The following is a 19,604-nucleotide window of genomic DNA, read 5'->3' on the forward strand; positions in this document are numbered from 1 at the left end:
CCGCTCACGCAAGCCACGCGCAGCGAAGTATCGACTCCTTTCAAAGAGCGGCGTGAAGCCGCTCCAGGAACCACCGATGACTCTTCTTTATTCGCGCAATTTTTCAGTGGGCGCACTGGGCTTGTGTTCGCTGATGCCCATGTTGCCCGCAGCGGCCAATAATCTGCCGAGCAATTCCGATGTCCTGCAACCGGTGACGGTCGAGGCCCGCCGTCGCAGCGAAGATGCCCAGCAAGTACCCACGGCCATGAGCGTGCTCGGCGCGCAAACCCTTGAAGAACAACGCTTGTATCGCCTGCAGGATTTGCAGCAGGCGATGCCCAGCGTCAACGTCGCATTCATGCATGCACGGCAATCGAGCCTGTCGATTCGCGGTTTGGGTAACAACCCGGCCAGTGACGGGCTGGAGGGCAGCGCCGGGATCTATCTGGATAACGTCTACCTCGGTCGCCCCGGCATGGCTGTGTTCGATCTGCTGGATGTCGAGCAGATCGAGTTGCTGCGCGGCCCGCAAGGCACGCTGTTCGGCAAGAACACCACTGCTGGCGTGTTGAACATCACCACACGGCGACCTTCGTTTACCCCTCAGGGCAGTCTCTCCACTTCGGTGGGTGAGGATGGCTACACGCAAACCCAGGCGAGTTTTTCCGGCCCGCTCAACGACACGCTGGCCGGGCGCATTGCGGCTTACCGAACCCGTGAAAATGGCTACGTGGAAAACGACTTCGACGGCCACACGCTGGGTGGTGGCGTGCGGCAGGGCGCACGCGGGCAACTGCTGTTCCAGCCCAACGAGGATTTCAACTTGCGCTGGCTGGCCGACTATCACGAAGAAGACTCGAGCGCCGGCACTCGCTCACTGTTCAGCACCGGGCCGACGATCAATGGCGTCAACCGCTACGAGCAGCGCGCAGCAGCGGTGGGCGCGACGCTGGCGAAGGGGCGCCATGTCAATCTCGACGCCGACCAGAGCGTCAAGGTGTTTCAGGGTGGCACGTCGCTGGAAGCCAATTGGAATTTGCCCGGTGACTACACGCTGACCTCGATCAGCGCTTACCGCTGGTGGGATTTCACCCCGCGTAACGACGATGAACTGAACGTCGATGTCATGCACAACGTCGGGCAGTCGGCGCGGGACAAGCAGTACTCTCAGGAGATTCGCCTGGCTTCGCCGATCGGTGAGCGTTTCGATTACGTCCTGGGCGGGTATTACTTCCGTCAGGAAATGCGCAATACCGTGTTCACCGACTACGGCCCGTTGGCCGATACCTGGAATGGCACGCCGCAAGGTGCGCTGAACAACGTCACCAGCGTCGGCCACGGTGAAGTCGATACCGACAGTTTCGCCACATTCGCCCAAGGCACCTTGCACCTGACCCCGCGACTGGATTTCAGCCTGGGCCTGCGCGGCACCTATGAACGCAAACTCGCCGAGGTGACGCGCAATGCGCCGGTCGGTGGTGCGGCGGTCAGCGGTGCCGCAGCGGCGGCGAGGGCGGGGCGGATCGGTGCTTACGACTCCGGTGATTTGAGCCTGTACAGCTTCAGCCCTTCGGCGCTGGCCAGCCTGGCCTGGCATGTCAACGATCAGGTGCTGGCGTACGCGTCGCTGTCCCACGGCGAAAAGTCGGGCGGGGTCAACCTCAGCGTGGCCAGTGCGCCGGTCGCGGGTGCCGATTCCTTGTTGATTGGCAGCGAACGGGCCAACGACGCGGAACTGGGGATCAAGACCACGCTGCTCGACCAGCGCCTGTTGCTCAATGCCAACCTGTTCTGGACCGAAGTACATGGTTACCAGACCAACGCCTACGATGACGTCAACCTCACCAGCTATCTGACCAACGCCGGTTCGGTGCGTAGTCGCGGGCTGGAGGTGGATAGCAGTTGGCGTCCGCTGCGAGGGCTGACCCTCAACATGAACGGCTCGTGGAACGACGTGCGTTATCTGTCTTACGAGGATGCACCTTGCCCGGCCGAAGTAGCGTTGCGTCCGGGTGCGCCGGCATCTTGCGACCTCAGTGGTCATGCGGTGGTGGGCGCGTCGAAATGGATCTTCAACAGCAGCGCCAGTTACCAATGGAATCTGGGCGATGGCCTGCAACCCTACGTCAACGGCAACTACGCGTGGCGCTCGCACGCGGTCGGCACTGTTGATGATTCCCGTGAGGCGCAGTTGCCGGGTTACGGCCTGGTGAACCTCTCCACCGGTGTGCGCGGAGACTGGGGCCGAGGGCAGTGGGACGTGTCGTTGTGGCTGAAAAACGCCTTCGACAAAACCTACTACACCACCCTCTGGAACTCACCGAACGGCGCCTACACCGGCGTACTCGGCACGCCGCGAACGTTGGGCATGACGGCGCGATACGACTTCTGATTGTCGTTCGCCCTGATCGGCGAAAACACCCGAGCACGTCATTCGATGCTGCGCTTTGCCGGGGCATCGATTGACGTGCCCGGGTGGTCTTGCCGGGCGGAGAGTCCGCCGAGTCGGCGTGCAGGGTGCGTAACTTCCGTCAGTAACTAAGCAATAGCCTGTCGGATCTTTCACTTTCCGTAGAACTTAGTCGTGACATATTTTGTTTGCTGTTTCAGAAGCGTCCTACAACTTGCCTAAAAAACGTTGGTGTAGGATGTTCGGCAAATAAAAGGGAGTGGTACGTTCGGCTAATCACGGTTATATGAAGATCACAGGCAAGGCTCAAGGATTGATTTCATCGGGTTGTTCAACCCAGGACTCCGTTGGCAACAAGTGTCAGACTGCACATAAAGACGAAATCATGGTGCTGTCTTACAGTCACAACATGGCCAATATCGGAAACGCTAACAAGCCGACGCACAATCCCGTCATCATCACAAAAAACGTTGATAAGTCATCGCCTTTACTGGCTCAAGCGCTTTCAAGCAGAGAAGAAAAACTGCATTATCAACTTCTACCGAATATCGCCGTTTGGCCTGCAGGAAAAGTTTTACACGGTAGAAATCAGAGGCGGCATGGTCACCGATCTGACACTCGATATGCCCCATGTGGTTTTACAGAATGACGTCGAACCGCAAGAGCACGTTGCCATTCGATATCAAGACATCATATGGACTCATCATCTGGCAGGAACCAGTGGTTACAGTTCATGGTGGGAATAACCCATGAGCCCACTGAAGAGTAGCTGCAAGCCAGGGAGTTGCGATTATTGGATGGTCAGTAATGCTGCTGCCAATCTGGCTAATCAAGCCTGTACGTTAAGTGCGCGTCACATTAAGGATGGCACGTTACGCATCCAGTTCAATCGCGAGGTTTCTTATTACGCCAGAGGCATTGTCAATGACGTTGCACAGGGCAAAAGAAGCCCTGAACAGGGCCTCAAAGCTATAAAAGACGAGCAGAACAGCCTGTTAAGTCAGTCAGTGGATATCGCCAGAAAAGGCGTCGGCGCAATTGCAGGTGCACTTCAATTTGTAGCAGGTGCGGGGATTTGCTACGGCTCAGTAGGTGCGTTGTGCCTTTTCGTCGGCGCGCCTTTGATGGCTCATGGGGCCAATAATACTTATGAAAACGGGCGGAACTTATGGGAGGGTCGGTCAGATATACAAGGGCCCGTTAGAAAAGGTTATCAAGAGGCCGCTAAATTGATTGGGGGCGGAGCATTTGAAGGGAATATGGCTTATGGGGCCGTTGACTTGGGGCTTTCGGTATATGGCCTCGGCAGGCTGGTATTGAAGCCGGATGCGTGGCGGTTGTTTAGGTATGTGCATTCTGATTATGTTCGCGGTTATGAGAATGTGAGCAAAAAGGTATTGGCGACTGAAGTTATTTCGGACGGCATAACGATAAGATCCATGCATTTAGATGTCCGGGAGCGCGATGAGTAACGCACTACTTCTAGCGGTGTTGTATTTTCTGGTTTCGCTGATTGTCTTTGTGATTTTTTTTAAAATCTCTAGAAATATTTCGGGAGTAAATTTTAGTGCTGGATGGTTTTGGTTTTTTCTTATATGGGTCATGCTTTGGGGGATGACCCAGTTAGATGTGGCTCGGAATGGTTATATTCTGTTCGTTCCAGCCTCCAAAAATATTATTGAGGATAACTACGTAATTCGATGGGTCGCATTTATAAGCTCTATCCTCCAGGTCTTTTGTCTTCCAAGCAAGGAAAAGCCCGGGGGCGGGCGTCCCCGAAAGTAGATTCACATTTACGGCAATATTGGACACCCTGCATCACAAGGTCAAAAACAATGATAATTGATCGATTAATATTAGTGCTGTATTTACTTGTGTCTATAGCAGGCTTCTGGTGTTTGCGCACTATCTCGATAAGGATTTCAGGGCGCAACCTTACGGTTGGAAGGTTTTGGGTGTTTTTTGCATTGCTCATGCTTTGGGTGATAAACCAAATGAGCGTGGCTCACAATGGTTATTTATTTTTATATAGGCCGTCCAAAGAGATTTTCGAAAATGATTATATAATTCGGTGGGTCGCATTTGTAAGTGCCATTGTTCAAGCCTTTTTTCTTCCAGGTAGAGAAGAGCCAAGGCGCTGGTTCTCACGAAAGTAATCTCACCTCTAATCCGTCCCACGCCACACCGCAACCCAGAAGCACCGACCACTCCTGCATGACGAATGACAATCCCCCATGGGGGTTGCCCGCATGAAATTTGTTCTGTAGATTTTCATGAAATTATAAGAAATAAATTTCATGAGGCCGCGAATGTTTCAGCAATCCCAGCGCCATGTCGACAGCTATTACGCCCACAGTTGCGCCGCCATCCTCCGCGATCGACCTGCATTGAGCGGTGACCACGATACCGACGTGGTGATCATTGGCGCCGGTTTCAGTGGGCTGCACACCGCGCTGCGCCTGGCGTTGGCCGGCAAGCGGGTAACGTTGCTGGAAGCCAGCCGGGTGGCGTGGGCGGCCTCGGGGCGCAATGGCGGGCAGGCGATTCTGGGCTGGTCGTGTGATATGCCGCCGCTGGAAGCCGCGCTTGGTCATGAGCGGGCGAAACGGCTGTGGGACGGCATGCGCTGGGCGGCTCGCGAACTGCGTGAATTGCCGGGGCGGCATGCTTTCGACTGCGACTATCGCCCTGGGCACCTATGGACGTCGGTGATGCCGCGCCGAGTCAGTCTGCTGACCGAATGGCAACACGAAGCGAGCCACAAATGGGGCCACGATGCGTTGCAATTCATCCCGCGCGAAGAACTGCCGCGATGGGTCGCCAGCGAGCGCTATCAGGCAGGGCTTTACGACCCGGAAGGCGCGCACCTCAATCCGTTGAAACTGGCACTGGGTCTGGCGGCTGCCATCGAGCGAGCCGGCGGGCGCATCTTTGAGCAAAGCAAAGCGCTGAGTTATCAGGAGGAGGGCGCAGGTTTTCGGGTCAACACCGAGCGCGGTTCGATCAAGGCCGATGTATTGGTGCTCGCCTGCAACGCCTATCTCGATGAACTCGACCCGCATCTGTCCAGCTGCATCCTGCCGGTGGGCACCTATCAAGTCGCGACCGCGCCGCTCACGTCAGAGCAAGCCACCGCACTGTTGCCGAGCAATGTCTGCGTGACCGACAACCAGTTCGTCCTCGATTACTTCCGCCGCACGCCGGACAACCGTTTGTTGTTCGGCGGTGGCTGCACTTATCTGGGCGGCATGCCCAAGGACATCGTGGCGGCGACCCGGCCGTTTCTCGAACGGGTGTTCCCGCAGCTCAAAGGCGTCGAGGTGCAGTTTGCGTGGGGCGGGCACATCGACCTGACGCTGAACCGCACGCCGGATGTCGGCGGCGCGGGCAACCGTTATTGGCTGCAAGGTTACTCGGGCCACGGTGTGCTGCCGACACTGGCCGCCGCTCGCGCCGTGTCCGATGCGATTCTCGGCAATGCCGATGAGTTGGCGTTGTATCAGGGCCTGAGTAATGGCAGCTTCCCCGGCGGCAAATACCTCGCCGCACCACTCGAAGCCATCGGCAAAGCCTGGTATCGCCTGCGAGACAGCATCTGATGAATCCTTTTCCGGAACCCCGGCCATGAACAAGCAAGAAGAAATCGCTGCGCTGGCGATCCTGATCCACGACCTGCGCAAGCACAAGAAGTGGACCCTCAAGGAGCTGGCCGACAAGATCGGTCGCTCGGTGGGTTTTCTCTCGCAAGTCGAGCGCGGCTTGTCGCGGCCCACCGTGGCCGACCTGACGGCGATCAGCGAAACCTTCGGCGTGCCGACCACTTATTTCTACAGTTTGCCCAAAGCCAAGGAGCTGCCGTTTGTCACTCGCCCGGACGAGCGCCGCACGCTGTATTACGCCAACGGCATCACTGACATCCTGGTATCGCCGCAGATGCGCGCCTCGTTTTCCATGCTCGAAAGTCATCTGGAAGCAGGCGCGAGCAGCGGCGACCGGCACATCAGTGACAGCTCGGAGCAGGGCGGTTACGTGCTCGAAGGCGAACTGACCCTGTGGCTGGGCGATAACGAAGAACCGGCGACGCTCAAGGCTGGCGATAGCTTCCAGTTCGACAGCCACACCCGCTGCCGCTACGGCAATCTCACCGACCAGCTCACCCGCGTGCTGTGGGTCTACACCTGATAACAATCAAAGGATGAACATGATGGACGCTGTCTGCGCTGACCTGCTCGCTGAAGTACGGGCGTTTCGCCAACGCTACCCTGAGGTGCGTTATGTCGACCTGATTTGCCTGGACATTCCGGGGCACTTCTACGGCAAGCGCTACCCCGTGGACATGCTCGAAAAAGTCGCCGCCGGCAGCGTGCTCAAACTGCCGCAAAACTGCGTATTGCTCGGTGTGCAGGGTGGCTTGTTCAAGATTGGCGATTACTGCTTCAACGATGGCGACCCGGACGCCGTGCGCCGCCTGGTGCCCGGCACCCTGAAACCGGTGACCTGGGAAGCCCAGCCGCTGGGGCAGATGCTGATCACCTCCGACGGCACCGAAAACCCCATCGAATTCGAACCCCGCGAAGTCCTCGCACAAGTGCTGAACCGACTGGCGCGCAAAGGCATTCACCCGGTCGTGGCCTTTGAACTGGAGTTTTACCTGTTCGACAAAAAACTGCGCGACGGCCTGCCGCAATTCCCCCGCGACGACTTGACCGACGATGCCGATGATCAGCCCAACCTGCACATCGAACGCCTGTCACGCTTTGCGCCGGTGCTGGATGAAATGGTCGAGGCCAGCCGCGCTCAAGGCATCGACGCCACCGTGATCACCGCAGAGTTGGGCCCCGGCCAATTCGAAATCAATTTCGGCCATCTCGACGACGGTTTGCGCGCAGCCGACTGGGCGGCGCTGTTCTGCCGCAGCACCCGAGGCGTTGCGCTCAAACACGGCTATCGTGCAAGTTTCATGGCCAAGCCGTACTTGCAGCATCCGGGCAGTGGCATGCACGTGCACGTCAGTCTTTACGATGTGCAGGGCAATAACTTACTGGCGGCGAATCAGCAACAGCCGCTGCGCCACGCCGTCGCCGGATGCCTGGAATTGTTGCCGCACAGCATGCCGATCTTCGCCCCGAACCAGAATGCGATGCGGCGTTTGGGCGGCACGGTGAATACGGCGACCAAGGCGAGTTGGGGTTTTGAAGATCGTGATGCGTGTTTGCGCATTCCCGAGTCGGACGAAAAGAACCTGCGCATCGAGTACCGACTGGCCGGGGCGGATGCCAATCCGTATCTGGTGTTGGCGGCGATTCTGGTGGGGTTGGAGCATGGACTGGCGTCGGGCAAGGAACCGATTGCACCGCTCAATGATGATCGCAACAGCGGGATTGGATTCCCGACGGAGATGTTCGAAGCGGTGAGGGCGATGCAGCATCAAGCGCAGTTGCGTGAAGGCCTGGGTGCGGAGTTTGTCGACGTGTATTGCGAGAACAAACGCCAGGATCATCTGGCGTTCATGCAGGAGATCAGTGCGCGGGAGTATCGCTGGTATTTGTGATGGGAGCCCCTCAGGGAGCACGGTTTATCACCGCCAATTCCGCAGACGTATAGTGCTTGTCCCAAGGCGCGATTACTCATAAACCCTCGAGTGAGTCGACTTATTAAAGTCAATGGCACCGGTCAGTAGCCGGCACAAGGAGGGACTATGAACGCCACTGCGATTCCCGAGGGCTTTACCCCGTTTACCCGCAGCAGCCCGTTGCTTGATTTGCTTGGCCCGATTTACGCGAGGGGCAACGGGCTGCAACTGGAATTGGGATTATTGACCGACTCGCGACATGCCAATGGCCGCGGCACGCTGCATGGCGGTGTATTGGCAACACTGGCCGATGTGGGCATGGGTTACGCCATGGACGGCCTTCCGTGAATGCCTGTTTTCGGCCAGAAGCGGACGTCCATGAACCACCGTTTACAAGCTGACCCGGTCTTTTGTTGCCTGAGCTTTTGACGAGCTGGATGATGCTGACGCTGGCCGGGTCATTCGGCCTGGTCTTCCTCAAGCCTATTGCGCAGGTGGTTCAGAACCTGATGGGTAGTCTGGATAGCATCGATGTCCAATCCTTCCGCCAGCTCATTAATCCAGGGCACCTGAAGCTTCATCGTCAGATCGAATGCTTCTCTTCCAGCTTCAGTCAGGACAACCAACTGCGCCCTGCGGTGGTGTGGGTTCGGCTGAAACTCCAGCAGTCCATCCTTCACCAGATCGTTGACGATCCGCTGAACGTTTTGCCGATTCGCCCCCATGTCGCGAGCAATCCATGAAACCGGTTGTGCTCGTTCGGCGTACACAATCGTACCCAGTAGTTGCCAGCGGGCGCTTGTCAGACCTAGCTCTGCGACGAGTCGATCGCCTGCAGTAAGCAGACGCGCACTTGCTCGAAAGATCTCAAGAACCAGATCGCTCGTGGCGCGTCCTGCGGGGGTGTAGTTTGTCTTTTTCATGGCGCGAATCCTTCCACGTTGACACCATGATGTCAATCGCAGTAGGTTTGGAGCGTGAAACCCAAACTGTCATTATGATTACAAGTTAGAGGTCGCCATGCTTTCTATTCGCCCCTTGATCCGATCGTCCCCATCACTCAACAGCTGCAGTGCAGCGAAGCTCCAGTGGTATTGATCAACCTTTTCACTGTCGACGCAGACGATGTTCCTGACCTCCTTTGCGCATGGGAGCTGGATGCCAACTGGATGAAACAACGTGCCGGCTTCATCTCCACACAGCTCCATCAGGCCATCGGTGGCAGCAACATGTTCTTGAATTACGCCGTATGGGAATCGGTAGAGCGGTTTCGCGAGGCTTTCAATCATCCAGAGTTCGCCAACGCGTTGGCGCGGTATCCCTCAAGTGCCTGGGCCATGCCACATCTGTTCACCAAAGTAGCTGTGTCGAATATCTGCACGGCCTGAGTGTTAACCAACTGTCTGACGGTATTAGATAAATGCTTAGACGATTACATTTGGTCTCCAGCACGTTGGCACTGCTGTGCATCGCCACCTTCTTTCTGTCGACCATTTTTGTCGAACTCATCGGATTCCGACACTCGATAGCCTCACTCAAGCACCTGATCGTGAGTCCTGGGCTTTGGATATTGGTGCCGGCAATGATTGCGACCGGTGCAAGTGGGGTGTTAATGAGTCGAAAACGACAAGGACGACTGGTCGCTTTGAAGAAGAAACGCATGCCATTCATTGCCGCCAATGGCCTGTTGGTTCTGATGCCGTGCGCCATTGTGCTCAACCAATGGGCGTCGGCGGGAAGCTTCGATACGCGTTTTTACTTCGTACAGGCAATCGAACTGATCGCAGGGGTCACCAATCTCGCATTAATGGGGCTGAATATGCGTGACGGCCTGCGCCTCAGCGGCCGACTGCTGCGGGTTGCACCTCACAGACGGTAAGCTGAATACTTGCTTCCATCTGTCTTGAAAAGCTGGGCCGAAACCTGCCATTCGTGACCGGCTGCTATCGGCTAATAGCAGTCGCTCGCGGACGGCTGCTTACGACCCAAAACTGGCATCAGGCGATGGATGCTCTTGGCCAAATAGCTTTGATTAAGCAACGAGCGTAATCTTTTGGCCTTCTCGTACAATTGAGGTAGGCAACACATGTCTGGACGGCTTTGCGTTGTATTCATTCCGGCGCTTTCGGACGCATTGCAAAGCGCCGAAACGAACAAAGGCTACCCACTTACAGAGTCCGAAACACTCAAAATCCGTGATAACTCGACGTGTGTTGCAGTTCCATTCGACGTCGCCCTTGATATGGAGAAAGAACGTGGTTTCCGGGATCTGGTAGCTGAGGACTGCTGGAATGAATGGCAGCGACTACGGCTCTCAACGAAGAAATGAGAGGCCGCTCTTGGCCAATCTCTGCCTGTCGTGAGGGCCGTAATCGGCCCAAAACGGAGCCTCCAAGCACGATACTGAAAGCGAGGATTGGAATGACAGTTGGCCGCAGAGATGATCTAGCCTACTCCGTCCTGTTAATCACTCCGGTTCTCCTTTTCGCCAGCATAGGTGCGAACCCGCTGTATACAGGCAGTGGTTACCTTGTCGCAGTCCCCGCGGCCGTGTTCGTACTGGGCTTGATTTTTCGAACGCCTGCCCTGTTTCTGACTGGTACGACAGCCGCGGCGGTGGCCACACTGTTGATCTACATGAACATCATCACCAGCCTCGACCACCCCGAAGGGTTGTTTGGGCTCGGGCATGTGTTCTCAATGCCCGGCATGTTGGTTGGCGCATCAGCGTCGGCCTGGCTGTTGAGATACTGCGTGAAAGCAAGTTTGCCGTGGATCGTCGCGGGCATTGGCTTTCTGGGAACTGCCTTGGGATTCATGGTCGCCCAGATGGTTGTGTGCAACATCCTGATGTATTGCGGCCCGCTTTCATTTGGGGGTTAACGCAGGAACCGAACGTCCCCTTCTGGCTGAAAGCAGGCGGGTATTACCTTGTTTCAGCTGCGTCAGGAGGCCAGCTCTCATAGAAAGAGCCGCCTACAGGGATCGGGTTGCCATCCATATGGTATGCGGCCCATGCCAGTAGGTGTGCCATGCGTTCGGCAGCAACTGGCGACAGTCCGCAAGATTCTCTGACTTCGTCTAGCCGTACTCGGCAAACATCGAGGTGGCGTCGAACCCCGGAAAATCCGCCAAGATAGAGATAGAACTCGTCGAGAAGGATACCCACACCTGGAACACCATAGGTGCCGGCCACACCTGGTGCCTCCTCATATATGGCCTTCACATCATGGCCTTCCAAGGTCGCGACAGCGGTTAGTACATCGCAAAAAGTATCTTTCATGCTGTTGCTGACCCAGAGGTCATAGCTGCTGCCGATAATGATGGGCGCGCCCATGAGTCTTACTCTGATTTCGATAATGGAATGCTGAAGAAGAGACGGATTCAGCCATGTAGCCAATTTTCAATAGGCCGTCTCCGCTCCGATTATTATCGTTTTGGGCTGGAAAAGGCCATGCGTGGACGGCAGCTCTTGGCCGATAGTGGACATTTTGGCGTTTCAGGTAAATCCGGCAAGGAGAAAGGGCCAATGGACTTCATTATCGATTTGATAGCTCATCGCATCGGCGTGTTTGTGCTGGGTTTGCTGAGTGGCGGCCGTTTCAAGGGTGAGAGTGGTTTTGCCTGGGGCTGGGCAGTTGTCGTCGGTGGACTGATTCTGCTATCTCCGTTTGCAGCAGTCATAGCTGTGCTCGTCTATACCAGTGCCCCCTGATTTCATGTCTGTAATGGGTCAGAAGCTGCATTTCTCGAACGGTAGCTTTTGGCCGGTTGCTGCCGATTGCACCTTTCGCTTCCGACCAATCGCAGACTTTGCACCCAAAGGCGTCGAATTTATCCCCTGAAATAAATCCGGCCTCATTTTTTCCTGGCATCAAACGCATACCAACTGGCGCGCCTTGCCAATGCTCCCCACCACAGTTGGAGATAACCTTCTCTTGGCTTGAATCAATCGGAAGGGGTTTTCATGAGGCAAACAAATCGTGTGGCGCTGGTAACCGGCGCTTCGTCCGGGATGGGCAAGGCTTTCGCGCAGGCTCTGTTGGACGAGGGGATGGTGGTTTATGCGGTTGCCAGACGAGTCGATCAGATGTCTGAGCTGCGCCGCCAGGGAGCGATTACCCTGGCAATGGACATCACCGTCGAACAGGATATCCAGCGTGTGGTGGCTCACATCAAAAAGGATCATGGTGGCGTGGACGTGCTTTTGAACAACGCAGGTTTCGGATTGTATGGTGCGATGGAAGACACCGATATTAACGAAGCCCGCTATCAGTTCGAGGTCAATTTATTCGGGCTGGCAAGACTGACGCAGTCACTGCTGCCCGATATGCGCGAACAACGCAAAGGCACAATCATCAATATCTCCTCCATGGGTGGCAAGGTGTACACACCATTAGGCAGTTGGTACCACGCGACCAAGCATGCGCTGGAGGGGTGGTCTGATTGTCTGCGTCTGGAGCTTCACCCATTCGGGATCAACGTGGTCGTGATAGAGCCTGGGGCCATCGAGACTGAATTTGGGGGCGTATTGCTGGAGCCGATGCTCCGGCGTTCGAAAAACGGCGCTTATCAGGATTTGGCAAAGAAAGTAGCAGCCGCCACCGGGCAGTCTTTAAAACCAGGAACGCTTTCCACGCCTCAGGTCATCGTCGATCTTGTGTTGAAAGCTGTGCGTAGCTCTAATCCCAAAACCCGCTATGTGGGGGGCAAGTATGCGCGTGTGCTGATGACTATTCGCAAGTGGCTGGGTGACCGCGTTTACGACAAAATAATAATGTCTACGATGCGGTAATGGAGATAACAGAGTGAGACGGGCCACGCGATTTTCAGTACATCCCGGCTGGGCCTTGCTCATCGCTGATCTCGGCGTGAATGTTGCCGACGTTCTGAAGCTTGCCGGCCTGCCGGATGATCTTTTTGCCCGACAGGATGCGAGCCTTGAGCCGGTGGAGTACTGTCGGTTCTGGCTGGCACTGGAGCAACTGACCCAAGGGGAAGAACTGCCCTTGATCATCGGCAGAGCGATTACCGCCGAAGCGTTCGATCCGCCTATTTTTGCAAGCCTGTGCAGTCCGAACCTGGAGGTCGCACTGCGACGCCTTGCGGGCTACAAAGCGCTGATTGGACCTTTGCTGCTGCACATTGACCAGCAGCCTGGCTATCTTGAGGTGCGTGTCGAATTCCCGCTGACTGTACCGTCATGGCCTTCCAGTTGCGCGATGACCGATCTCGTATTTTTTACCCAACTGGCACGTCTGGCAACCCGCAAGCGGATCTGCCCTCTGCGCGTGCAACTACCGAATCCACCCGATAACCTTCATCCGTACCTGGAGTTCTTCGGCTGCCCGGTGGTCTCGGGGCAGGAGATCGCCATTCGGTTCAGCGATAGCGATTCGAGGAGGCCATTCCTGACGGCGAACCAGGCCATGTGGGAGTTCTTTCGACCTCTCCTCGACAAGCGCCTGAGCGAACTGGACGTCAATGCGAGCATGCGCAAGCGCGTGCGCGGTCTTTTACTGGAGCTATTGCCCAGTGGCCAAGTGAGTATCGATGCTGTGGCTGGGCGGTTGGCGATCAGCAGGCGTTCATTGCAACGCCATCTGGAAGTTGAGGGTTGCAGCTATCAGGAGGTGCTCGTGGAGACGCGACGCAGCCTTGCCGAGCACTACCTGAGTCACTCACATATCAGCTTCGCCGAGGTAGGGTATCTACTGGGTTTCAATGACGGAAATACTTTCCACCGCGCCTTCAAATCGTGGGTAGGAATAACACCCGGGGTATACCGCTCTCGGTCACTAGGCTTGACCTTGAGCTAAAACAACATCATCAACGCCGCGCCCAGTGTGCCGCGTACCAGACCACCTCCCGATGCGCCGCTGTAAGCGATGATCGCTGCATGATACCGGTCAGTTGCAGTGCTGAAAAAAAAGCGGCGAATGTCGTTGATGTTTTATAGCGGACAGCGCAATAGCTCGAATGATCTTTGGAGAGAACCATCAAGACGTTATCGATTGTGCGGCCCAGTGGCGGTCGTATCGCTTCAGGGGAGAAAACCCTCGAAATTCGCCGGTGGCATCCAGACCTGGATCCTTGCGAAGATCTTCTGATTGTTGAAAACGGACGCTTTCTGCACACCGAGGGTGACGAGGATGCCGACGGCATTGCTGTCGCTATCGTGCGGGTGAAGGCTGTTCGCCCGTTTGTCCTCGCGGACATGCAAGCGGCCTGTGCGAATTACTTTGAGGAGGGTTGGCTCGCATGGGAATTGAGTCATGTCAGGCCGATCACGCACCCTGTGAACATCCGGGCGGCGCGGGGTATTTACGAAGTGGACTTCGTGTTTACCGATAACGGTTGATCATCGGGGTGGGGGCGAGTGGTCGAAAACGCTCCTGATCAATACACACTTTTTCACAAAGACCTCCTCGCAACCATTCAATGGCAGAATCCCCTCAACTTGAAAGTTTTGGAGATCACCATGCTTCGTGTGTTTGAACGAAGACTCGACCCTTTTCCTCCTGACGAGGTGCCACCACCACCACCCAACGGTTTGGCACGTTTTCTCTGGGCCTGTACGCGGGGCGCTCGCGGTTACATTCTGGTGCTGGCGCTGCTGAGTGCCGCTGTGTCGATCTACGAGGCCTGGCTGTTTTCCTTCCTCGGGCAGGTCGTGGACCTGCTGTCGACATGGCAAGCAGGCGGTGAAGCCTCGGCGCAGGAGAGTCGGGTGTTGTGGGGCATGGGCATTGTCATGGTGACCAGTGTCGGGCTGGTGGCTTTGCGTACGATGGTGCAGCACCAGATCTTGGCGATCAACTTGCCGCTGCGGCTGCGCTGGGACTTCCATCGGCTGATGTTGCGGCAAAGCCTTTCGTTTTTTTCCGATGAGTTTTCCGGCCGCGTCACAACCAAGGTGATGCAGACGGCGCTGGCGGTGCGCGACGTGCTCTTCACCCTTATCGAGATACTCCCTGGGATTGGCGTGTATTTCATCGCGATCATCGCGTTGGCCGGCGGCTTCGCTTTGAAACTGATGTTGCCGTTCATTGGCTGGGCCGTATTGTTTGCGCTGGCCATGTGGTATTTCGTGCCGCGCCTGGGGAAAGTCGGTCAGGAGCAGGCGAATGCGCGGTCGATGATGACCGGGCGTATCTCCGACGCTTACACCAACATCACCACGGTAAAGCTGTTCTCCCATTCCAATCGTGAAGCGCACTTTGCCCGTGCGGCGATGGAAGATTTCAAACTCACCGGTTTTCGCCAGATGCGTCTGGTCAGTCTGTTCGAAATCGTCAATCAGGCCCTGGTGGTGGGCTTGATCATGTCGGCGGGCGGTTATGCCCTGTGGTTGTGGCATCAGGGCGACGTTGGCGCGGGTGCAGTGGCGGCAATCACCGCCATGGCGTTGCGGATCAATGGCATGTCGAACTGGATCATGTGGCAAATGACTTCGTTGTTCGAAAGCATCGGCACAGTGCAGGACGGCATGGCGACGCTGACCCAGGGCGCCAAGGTCCAGGACGCGCCGGATGCCGGCGTGCTGGTGACCTCCGGCGGCGCGGTGACTTTCGACAAGGTGCGTTTCAACTACAACGGCGAGCGTCAGGTGCTCGATGGCCTGAGCCTGAGTATTCGTCCGGGCGAAAAAATCGGTCTGGTCGGTCGCTCTGGCGCCGGTAAATCCACGCTGATCAACTTGCTGTTGCGCTTCTATGACATCGACAGCGGCGAGATTCGAATCGACGGCCAAAACATTGCCCACGTAACGCAAGATAGCTTGCGAAGTGCGATCGGTATGGTCACGCAAGACACTTCGTTGCTGCACCGTTCCATTCGCGACAACATCGCCTACGGCCGTCCCGATGCCACCGACGCGCAAGTGCGCAGCGCCGCAGCCAGCGCGCAGGCCGATGAGTTCATCAGCCAACTCAGCGACCGCCAGGGCCATAGCGGTTACGACACGCTGGTGGGTGAGCGCGGCATCAAGTTGTCGGGCGGTCAGCGTCAACGCGTGGCGATTGCTCGGGTAATGCTCAAGAACGCGCCGATCCTGCTGCTGGACGAAGCCACCAGCGCCCTGGACTCGGAAGTCGAAGTGGCGATTCAGGAAAGCCTCGATGACATGATGCAGGGCAAAACCGTGATCGCCATTGCCCATCGGTTGTCGACGATCGCGGCCATGGACCGACTGATCGTCATGGACGAAGGCCGCATTATTGAACAGGGCACTCACAGCGAATTGCTTGCGAAGAACGGCGTTTATGCGCGGTTGTGGCAGCATCAGAGCGGTGGTTTTTTGGGGGAGGACAACGGCGTGGTGGAGGCTGCCTGCATACAATGAGCCGGGAGCAAATGATTTTGCAGTAACGAATGCGGTCTCATTTACGACCGCATCTGGCAATTCAAAGCTGAGCCATCAGCACGGCTCAGCGTTCGCCAGGGTTAATGTTTCAAGGGATGTTTAATGACGAGGGATGATTCAGTGGCGAACACCGCAATGAGCATTAGTCAGCTGCAAATCGATATTCAAGAACACTTTCAAAAGTTCGAACGTGCTCCTATCAAAGCTGCATGGCGCAGGCGCGATGCGCGCAGCTGTCTGATTTGGATTGCTGCATGTCTCCCGGGCATCTTATGGGTGACTTTGGAGTTGCCCAGTGTCTCGCTTTATCAATACATCCCCGTGCTGTTTGCCATTTTGATTATCACCATGATCTGCGCGGCACGGATCGCCGATGTGTACTCTCGGATTCGCGCAGAAAGCCTCGGCGCGGACGTGAATGCTTCTCGCACTGATCGTTTGAAGTTGAGGCAAGATTGGCTGTGCATGCGTTATGAGTGTGGCCCCGGTGAGCTTGTCACCAAGGCGAGAGCCCTCAGACAGCTTTGGGAAGAACGGCAGGAAATTCGACGTTTGGCCAGTAACGATACGATGGGGCCGCGCTTCGCTGCGTTCTTTCGGTTGCCCGACTCTGCGCGTTTTATAGGATTGCTGATTGCGATCACGGCAATTATTGCCACTCTGGTGACGTTGGGAAGTAGCATCGACTCAATCTTCGACGCCTTGCAAAACTGGCGGATGCTGATCGCAAATGTGCTTGTTGCCACCTTGTTGTGCGCCGAGTTGATACTGTTGTGGATAATGCTCACGGGCATGATCCGAGAGATTGGCCCTTCGATACTGGAGCAACTCGCAGTGCTGCCACTTTCCAGTCGGCAGGTTTATCGCTACCTGTTGGCCATGCACACTGCTAGCGAGCCGAATGATCTGCAAGGGAAGTGGATTGATCGTTTATTAAGTTTTGCTGCGCTGTTTTTTATACCCATCCCGCGATTGTGCGGGCGAATAAAGGCCTGGGTCTCCTCGCGACTGTCGAGGCTGAACGCCTGACTGCAAACGTCCGCCTGACATGCGATGAGCCAAGAGGGAATTGATCAGATCGTCTGTTCGGTGGACTGCCGACAGATGTTTTCATGGATAGGGGGTGTTTCCATGCCGAAACCGACATTGCACCTGATGTGCGGCAAGATTGCCTCTGGCAAATCTACACTCGCGAAGTCACTGGCAAGCGAGCACCGCGCGATTCTTTTGAGTGAAGATCAGTGGATTTCAAGGCTCTACCCCGGCAAAGTGCAAACGGTGCAGGACTACGTGCGCTGTGCAAAACGCATTCGCCATGTATTGGGGCCTTTGGTTATCGATTTGTCAGGTGCAGCGCTTGATGTGGTTTTGGACTTTCCGGCGAATACTGTGGCGGATCGCGAGTGGCTACGAGGTCTGGCGGACGCTGCTGGATCGCCGCATTGCCTGCATTATCTGGATGTTGATGACGACACTTGCCGAGCCAGATTGCATGCTCGCAATGAGCGGGGAGGGCATGACTTTGCGGCAACTGATGCGGAGTTTGATTTGATCACTGGCTACTTTCAGATTCCGGAAGAGGTGGAGGGATTGGTGATCGTTCGGCATTGTCCGTGAGTGCCTGAGGGGGGACAGGTCAGTGCCGCCCAAGAGTTGAGTGACTGGTATCGGCCAGAAGCGGACGCTCCCGAGTATTGACTTTATCAGCGGAGATTCAGGGCTGGGGTTGAGTTGAGTTGAGTTGAGTTGAGGCAAAGCTAATCCCCAAGCTCGAATTGCTGAAACCCTACACGCCTGACGTAAACCCAAAAGTCATGTCTTGGCTCATACTGCTCCATGCATACCCTGTGAACCTGGCGCAGTTCATCTTCGTCGATCAGGATACGATCCCAGTCGAAGTCAGGGTTCGTGGAAATGGCGTAACTAGGGTAAGGTTTGTCGAGATCGAAGTGGATCGAGTAAACGAAAAACGGAGATTCCCCCGGCATGTAGGTTTCGTACAACCGTATCAGTTCGGGCATCTGTGCTTTACAGTGCTGTTCGGCGAACTTCAGTACTTGGGGTAAATCATCCCACGCAGCATTGACCGCGCGTTGCGCGGCGGCGACCCTGGCGCGAGGTGGCTCGTCATCGCGATGTTGGACGTAAATCAATCGGCTGCCGAATTGGTATTCGCATTGCCAGACACCCGATGCAGCACGCCAGTGGCCAAGCATGGATTCGGTCAGTAAGTTGATGCCCATATGGGTGCCACACAGATTAAAAGGTGTTCAGGGTACCCTCTCAAATACCGACCTGGGAAGGCCGTAGGCGTTTGGGCTATTTGCCCGAAACCCATGGGGATCTAACCGGCAGCATTGGGACGAAAGCAGCTTCTTGTAAAGGGCGGCTTTTGGCCGATTGCTGCCGCTCACGAGTGACCGCTTTCGGCCAATAGCAGCCGTGCGATTTCGCCTGCCAATTAACCTATAACGGCCGGTCAGCATTCACGGAAATCGAGAGTCTATTGCCTATCGCTGTTATGCAATCTGCTCGACCGCCGGCAGGCAGGCCCAAGTGCTCACCGGTTCACGTCGCGAGCGCACTGCCAGAAGGCGCCGGCGTTCAGAAAGTCGTGAACCCCGTACTCCATTTTAATTTACCATTCACAGGCGGTCCGTTCCGGCGCCGCTCAGCCCACCCCTGCATTTCGAATTTCAAATGGAAGGATCCCCGCTTCATGTCCACTACTTGGTTCCGCGCACTCGCCTTGCCCAGCCTGTTAGTCCTCGCCAGCTGCACCACTGCAACGACAACCGTTTCGACGCCTGTTACCTCCAAGGCCATCGAAGCCTTCGTCGACATCTGTCTGAAGACCGCCCCCTCATTCGCCGGCTCTGCTGAAGCGGCCAAGCGGTTCGGCATCAACGACCTACAGGACATGGGTTTCACGCGCATCGGCTTCACCGCGGACAAAAACCTCTCAGTGCAACTTTCCGAAAAGGAATGCGTCGTTACCACTCCGGAGCAACCCGACGACAGCCTGACCCGCCAACTGCTGAGTGCCGCGCAGGCTTACTCGCAAACGCCGGTAGCAGATCGTGTGCCATCGAAGGTGCGTATCCAGGACAACAACTTTATTCTTCAGCATGACCGAAACGGCGGTGAAGCTTATGTGCTGTTGCGGAACAAGTAATTAGCACTTATACCCCGCGTACAAAAAAAGCCCGCAAAGTGGGCTTTTTTTGTGTCGGCAATTTAACGTAAATGCCGTTCTATCTATCTGCCCCTTGAGG

At 56.1% G+C, this 19,604-nt stretch carries 19 protein-coding genes and 2 pseudogenes; 18 read left to right on the forward strand and 3 right to left on the reverse strand.

Features of this window, described 5'->3' with window-relative positions; all coding sequences use genetic code 11:
- The first annotated feature begins 76 nt into the window (after window positions 1-76).
- From AC3WMT_RS00095 to AC3WMT_RS00125, 7 genes and pseudogenes are all read left to right on the forward strand, one after another.
- Window positions 77-2,374, forward strand: a complete 2,298-nt coding sequence (locus AC3WMT_RS00095) for a TonB-dependent receptor (protein ID WP_103301927.1) — start codon at window positions 77-79, stop codon at window positions 2,372-2,374.
- A gap of 277 nt (window positions 2,375-2,651) precedes the next feature.
- A pseudogene (locus AC3WMT_RS00100) lies at window positions 2,652-3,138 on the forward strand (Hcp family type VI secretion system effector).
- Between the two features lie 3 nt (window positions 3,139-3,141).
- A complete protein-coding gene (locus AC3WMT_RS00105; protein ID WP_103301928.1) occupies window positions 3,142-3,864 on the forward strand; it encodes a DUF4225 domain-containing protein in 723 nt (240 codons plus the stop codon).
- An 837-nt stretch (window positions 3,865-4,701) separates the two neighbouring features.
- On the forward strand, window positions 4,702-5,991 hold the full coding sequence (locus AC3WMT_RS00110) for an NAD(P)/FAD-dependent oxidoreductase (protein WP_103301930.1): 1,290 nt from the start codon (window positions 4,702-4,704) through the stop codon (window positions 5,989-5,991).
- A 25-nt stretch (window positions 5,992-6,016) separates the two neighbouring features.
- The gene (locus tag AC3WMT_RS00115; protein WP_103301931.1) at window positions 6,017-6,574 is read left to right on the forward strand and encodes a helix-turn-helix domain-containing protein; all 558 of its coding nucleotides are present in this window, start codon (window positions 6,017-6,019) and stop codon (window positions 6,572-6,574) included.
- 22 nt (window positions 6,575-6,596) lie between these two features.
- Window positions 6,597-7,943 (forward strand): glutamine synthetase family protein, encoded by a 1,347-nt coding sequence (locus AC3WMT_RS00120; RefSeq protein WP_103301932.1) that lies wholly within the window; start codon window positions 6,597-6,599, stop codon window positions 7,941-7,943.
- Between the two features lie 147 nt (window positions 7,944-8,090).
- Window positions 8,091-8,297: pseudogene (locus AC3WMT_RS00125) on the forward strand (PaaI family thioesterase); the annotation flags it as partial.
- A 125-nt stretch (window positions 8,298-8,422) separates the two neighbouring features.
- Here AC3WMT_RS00125 and AC3WMT_RS00130 read toward each other — a convergent pair.
- Entirely contained in the window at window positions 8,423-8,887 is a 465-nt protein-coding gene (locus AC3WMT_RS00130; RefSeq protein ID WP_103301933.1) for a MarR family winged helix-turn-helix transcriptional regulator, read from the reverse strand.
- Window positions 8,888-9,052: 165 nt separating this feature from the next.
- On the opposite strand from AC3WMT_RS00130, the gene AC3WMT_RS00135 reads away from it, so the two are divergent.
- The 3 genes from AC3WMT_RS00135 to AC3WMT_RS00145 all read left to right on the forward strand — a co-directional run bounded on the left by AC3WMT_RS00135 (window position 9,053) and on the right by AC3WMT_RS00145 (window position 10,847).
- Window positions 9,053-9,352 (forward strand): antibiotic biosynthesis monooxygenase family protein, encoded by a 300-nt coding sequence (locus AC3WMT_RS00135; RefSeq protein WP_256583432.1) that lies wholly within the window; start codon window positions 9,053-9,055, stop codon window positions 9,350-9,352.
- A gap of 32 nt (window positions 9,353-9,384) precedes the next feature.
- A complete protein-coding gene (locus AC3WMT_RS00140) occupies window positions 9,385-9,843 on the forward strand; it encodes a hypothetical protein (protein WP_103301935.1) in 459 nt (152 codons plus the stop codon).
- A 542-nt stretch (window positions 9,844-10,385) separates the two neighbouring features.
- On the forward strand, window positions 10,386-10,847 hold the full coding sequence (locus AC3WMT_RS00145; RefSeq protein WP_103301937.1) for a hypothetical protein: 462 nt from the start codon (window positions 10,386-10,388) through the stop codon (window positions 10,845-10,847).
- Between the two features lie 43 nt (window positions 10,848-10,890).
- Here AC3WMT_RS00145 and AC3WMT_RS00150 read toward each other — a convergent pair whose 3' ends face one another.
- Complete coding sequence (locus AC3WMT_RS00150) at window positions 10,891-11,301, reverse strand: hypothetical protein (protein ID WP_103301938.1); 411 nt, start codon at window positions 11,299-11,301, stop codon at window positions 10,891-10,893.
- A 27-nt stretch (window positions 11,302-11,328) separates the two neighbouring features.
- Between AC3WMT_RS00150 and AC3WMT_RS00155 the strand changes: the two genes are divergently transcribed.
- The 7 genes from AC3WMT_RS00155 to AC3WMT_RS00185 all read left to right on the forward strand — a co-directional run bounded on the left by AC3WMT_RS00155 (window position 11,329) and on the right by AC3WMT_RS00185 (window position 17,946).
- The gene (locus AC3WMT_RS00155) at window positions 11,329-11,679 is read left to right on the forward strand and encodes a hypothetical protein (RefSeq protein ID WP_256583433.1); all 351 of its coding nucleotides are present in this window, start codon (window positions 11,329-11,331) and stop codon (window positions 11,677-11,679) included.
- Between the two features lie 252 nt (window positions 11,680-11,931).
- Window positions 11,932-12,759, forward strand: a complete 828-nt coding sequence (locus AC3WMT_RS00160) for an oxidoreductase (protein WP_103301940.1) — start codon at window positions 11,932-11,934, stop codon at window positions 12,757-12,759.
- Between the two features lie 55 nt (window positions 12,760-12,814).
- Window positions 12,815-13,783 carry an AraC family transcriptional regulator gene (locus AC3WMT_RS00165; RefSeq protein WP_218276670.1) on the forward strand — a complete coding sequence of 323 codons (969 nt, stop codon included), beginning with the start codon at window positions 12,815-12,817 and terminating at the stop codon, window positions 13,781-13,783.
- Window positions 13,784-13,950: 167 nt separating this feature from the next.
- On the forward strand, window positions 13,951-14,325 hold the full coding sequence (locus AC3WMT_RS00170; RefSeq protein WP_213028625.1) for an ASCH domain-containing protein: 375 nt from the start codon (window positions 13,951-13,953) through the stop codon (window positions 14,323-14,325).
- Window positions 14,326-14,445: 120 nt separating this feature from the next.
- Complete coding sequence (locus AC3WMT_RS00175) at window positions 14,446-16,308, forward strand: ABC transporter ATP-binding protein (RefSeq protein WP_103301942.1); 1,863 nt, start codon at window positions 14,446-14,448, stop codon at window positions 16,306-16,308.
- Between the two features lie 156 nt (window positions 16,309-16,464).
- Window positions 16,465-17,358 (forward strand): hypothetical protein, encoded by an 894-nt coding sequence (locus AC3WMT_RS00180; protein WP_103302439.1) that lies wholly within the window; start codon window positions 16,465-16,467, stop codon window positions 17,356-17,358.
- A 102-nt stretch (window positions 17,359-17,460) separates the two neighbouring features.
- Window positions 17,461-17,946: a P-loop nucleotide/nucleoside kinase family protein gene (locus tag AC3WMT_RS00185; protein WP_103302440.1), complete on the forward strand. Its 486-nt coding sequence runs from the start codon at window positions 17,461-17,463 to the stop codon at window positions 17,944-17,946.
- Window positions 17,947-18,086: 140 nt separating this feature from the next.
- Here AC3WMT_RS00185 and AC3WMT_RS00190 read toward each other — a convergent pair whose 3' ends face one another.
- Entirely contained in the window at window positions 18,087-18,572 is a 486-nt protein-coding gene (locus AC3WMT_RS00190) for a hypothetical protein (protein WP_103301943.1), read from the reverse strand.
- A gap of 476 nt (window positions 18,573-19,048) precedes the next feature.
- Between AC3WMT_RS00190 and AC3WMT_RS00195 the strand changes: the two genes are divergently transcribed.
- Entirely contained in the window at window positions 19,049-19,504 is a 456-nt protein-coding gene (locus tag AC3WMT_RS00195; RefSeq protein WP_103301944.1) for a hypothetical protein, read from the forward strand.
- The last annotated feature ends 100 nt before the right edge of the window (window positions 19,505-19,604 follow it).

It is taken from the genome of Pseudomonas sp. FW305-7 (assembly GCF_058786735.1).